At 72.7% G+C, this 2,834-nt stretch carries 3 protein-coding genes and 1 pseudogene; 1 reads left to right on the top strand and 3 read right to left on the bottom strand.

The features are described 5' to 3' along the window. Positions 1 to 18 precede the first annotated feature (18 nt). Genes G6026_RS17880 through G6026_RS05685 form a run of 3 tightly spaced genes read right to left on the bottom strand, consistent with a single transcriptional unit; the run spans position 19 to position 2,416 of the window. Complete coding sequence (locus G6026_RS17880; RefSeq protein WP_231750263.1) at positions 19 to 726, bottom strand: IclR family transcriptional regulator; 708 nt, start codon at positions 724 to 726, stop codon at positions 19 to 21. Positions 727 to 761: 35 nt separating this feature from the next. Further along, a complete protein-coding gene (gene miaA, locus G6026_RS05690) occupies positions 762 to 1,724 on the bottom strand; it encodes a tRNA (adenosine(37)-N6)-dimethylallyltransferase MiaA (RefSeq protein WP_309230254.1) in 963 nt (320 codons plus the stop codon). Continuing rightward, positions 1,721 to 2,416 carry a hypothetical protein gene (locus G6026_RS05685; RefSeq protein ID WP_347238071.1) on the bottom strand — a complete coding sequence of 232 codons (696 nt, stop codon included), beginning with the start codon at positions 2,414 to 2,416 and terminating at the stop codon, positions 1,721 to 1,723. Before G6026_RS05685 ends, miaA begins: the two co-directional genes overlap by 4 nt. Positions 2,417 to 2,611: 195 nt before the next feature. Here G6026_RS05685 and G6026_RS17145 point away from each other — a divergent pair. Further along, positions 2,612 to 2,834: pseudogene (locus G6026_RS17145) on the top strand (DUF349 domain-containing protein); the annotation flags it as partial.

Genomic DNA, 2,834 nt, shown 5'->3' with positions numbered 1-2,834 from the left:
TCCGGCCGGTCCGGCCGATCAGGGGTGCAGGTGGGCCACCGCGGCCCTCAGGATGTCCACCGCGGCGTCGCGGCGCTCTTCGGTGAACCTCGCCTCGGGACCCGACGCGGACACGGCGACCGCGGCGGCGCCCGCCCCGACCGTGATCGCGACGCAGCGGACCCCCTCTTCTTGTTCCGACTCGTCCGTGGCGAATCCCACGCGCCGGATGCGCTCGAGTTCCTCGATCAGGGTGTCCGGCTCGACGATCGTGGAGTCCGTGTACCCGGGCATACCGGTCCTCGCGAGCATCGCGCGGACCTCGTCGTCGTGGTCTCGGGCGGCCAACGCCTTGCCCACCGCCGTGCAGTGCACGTGCACCCGGCGTCCCACCTCGGTGAACATCCGCATCGAATGCGGTGACGGTACCTGGGCGAGGTACACCACGCCGTCCCCGTCGCGGACGGCGAGGTTGGCGGTCTCGCCGGTCCCCTCGACGACGGCCTCGAGGACCGGTGTCGCCCACGACCGCGTCGCCTGTGCCGCCACCTCACCGATCCGCTGCAACCGGGGGCCGAGCAGATAGTCGCGGCGGGTGTCCCGACGGAGATGACCGGTCTCGGCGAGGGTCCCGCAGAGTCGGTGGACGGTCGCCGCGGCCAATCCGGTATCAGCGCACAGTTCGCCGAGAGTGGCGCGACCGCCTCGGCGGGCCAGCGAGTCGAGCAGGGCGAACGCCCTGTCCACCGACTGGACACGTCCTCGACCAGCGTTCGGTGAGCTCACCGCTGCACCCCGTCCAGGATCTCGAGCGCGGCGTCCAGGGGCGTCCGACCACCGGCAGGTGCCCCGTCGACCGGACGGGTGTCGGTGTCGATCCACCTGATGCGGTGATCACGCCCGAACCAGGACCGCTGCCTGCGGACGTAGCGTCGGGTGCCGATCACCGTCCGCTCGCGGGCGCGGGCCACTCCCCCCTCGTCGATCGCCAGGTCGTCGTCCATCTCGTCGAGTACCTGCGCATACCCGATCGCCCGACGGGCCGTCACGCCCTCGAGCAGTCCGAGTCCGACGAGTCCTCGCACCTCCGCGACCAGCCCGTCATCGAACATCCGGACGGTACGCGCCTCCAGCCGTTCATCCAGTTCTCCGAGCGCGCAGCGGAGGCCGAGCAGGCGTGTGCCCCACCGGGGGTCGCCGATCGTCGGCCTGGAGGCGGAGAACGGCTTCCCGGTCAGTTCGATCACCTCCAGTGCCCGCACCGTCCGGCGGGGATCAGTCGGCAGGATGGACCGCGCGGCCTCGGGGTCCACGCGGCCGAGCTCGGCGTGCAACGCCTGTACCCCGATCTCCTCGAGGCGCCGTTCGTAGGAGGCCCGGACCTGCGGGTCGGTGTCCGGGATGGCCCAGTCGTCGACCAGTGCCTGGATGTACATCATCGACCCCCCGCACAGGATCGGTACGCGCCCGCGTCGCCGGATCTCGGCGACCTCGCGTTCGGCCTCGCGACGGAAGTCGGCGACGCTCGCGGTCTGCGTCACGTCGAGCACGTCGAGCCTGTGGTGCGGGATCCCGCGCCGGAGGGACAGCGGCAGCTTCGCGGTGCCGATGTCCATGCCCCGGTACTGCTGCATGGCGTCGCAGTTGATCACCTCGCCGCCCAGCCGCTCCGCCAGATCGAGGGCGAGTTCGGACTTCCCGGTCCCGGTCGGCCCCACCACGGCGACCGGTGCTGGGCCGCTCACTCCTGGTCCCCCGCCGCCGCGGAGTCCGACAACGACAAGGCCCATCGAGCACCGTGGTACCCCACCCCGAAGGGGGCCCACGAGATCGACTCCACGGCCGCCCGGTGCCCCACCAGCCCGGAGAGCTCGAGCCACGCGGGCCTGCTCCACCACCCCACCGCCTGCGCCACCGCGTCCCCGGGATCCGGGAGCGGACCGCCGTTCCGTAACCACCCGGTCAGGTCGGCATCGAGGGCGACGCCGCGCGGATCCTCGGGGACGGGCGCGCGGGGGGAGAGCGACGCGGGGCCGTCGGCCACGACGACGACGAGGGTGTTCGCGCTCTGGAGCCGTGGGAGCCGCCCGGCAGCGGTGACTCCGACGAAGGACCGGGGCAGGTCGATCCCGGCCCGGTCGAGCAGCCACCAGGCGATCAGCGCGGCGTCGGGGACCTCCTCGTGATCGGCCTGCGGTGCCCCGGGCCGCCCGACTGGCACCTCCGCGCCCCATCGCACCAGGGACGAACTCACGTCACCGATCGTCCGGCCCGCGGTATCCGTTCCCCGCACCAGAGGGCTGTCGACGCCGGCCCCGGCGGCTCTGAGCATCGCCACCACCGCGTCGACCTGCGCGGCCGACTCCCCTGCCGCTGCCCCTGACAGCTCGGGCACCAGGACCGGTGCTCCGGGTACCACTACGACAGAGGTGCTCACACCGAGAACCTTACTGACCACCACCGGAGCCCGACCTCAGGACTCTGCCGGACTCGCGGAAGATACCCCGGCGCCCGGGCAGAGCTTGGTACACACTAGGGGGATACCGACCCCTCACGGGGCCGGTGAGGCGACGACCGGTGGGATTTTCCGGCGATGGTGCCGTGTCACGCGGCGGGACGAGATGAGGACCAGATGAGCGACCAGTCACCGACCAGCCCCGGTGTGGCGAACCCCGGAGCGTCCGCACCGACCCCCGCGCCGACGCCGGGCCCGCGCCCCGGTGCGCCCTCGCCCGCCGCCCTCGCCCGGAAGGCTGGACCGCGGGCGTCGGCGACCCCGGATACGCGGATCGCCCGGGCGTCGGACCCGTCCGAGTGGGGACGGGTCGACGCCTCCGGCGCGGTGTTCGTCAAGA

It is taken from the genome of Dietzia sp. DQ11-38-2, from assembly GCF_014145055.1.
GTDB lineage: Bacteria > Actinomycetota > Actinomycetes > Mycobacteriales > Mycobacteriaceae > Dietzia.
Note: the sequence above shows the minus strand (reverse complement) of the source record. Positions and strands in the feature narration are given on the sequence as shown.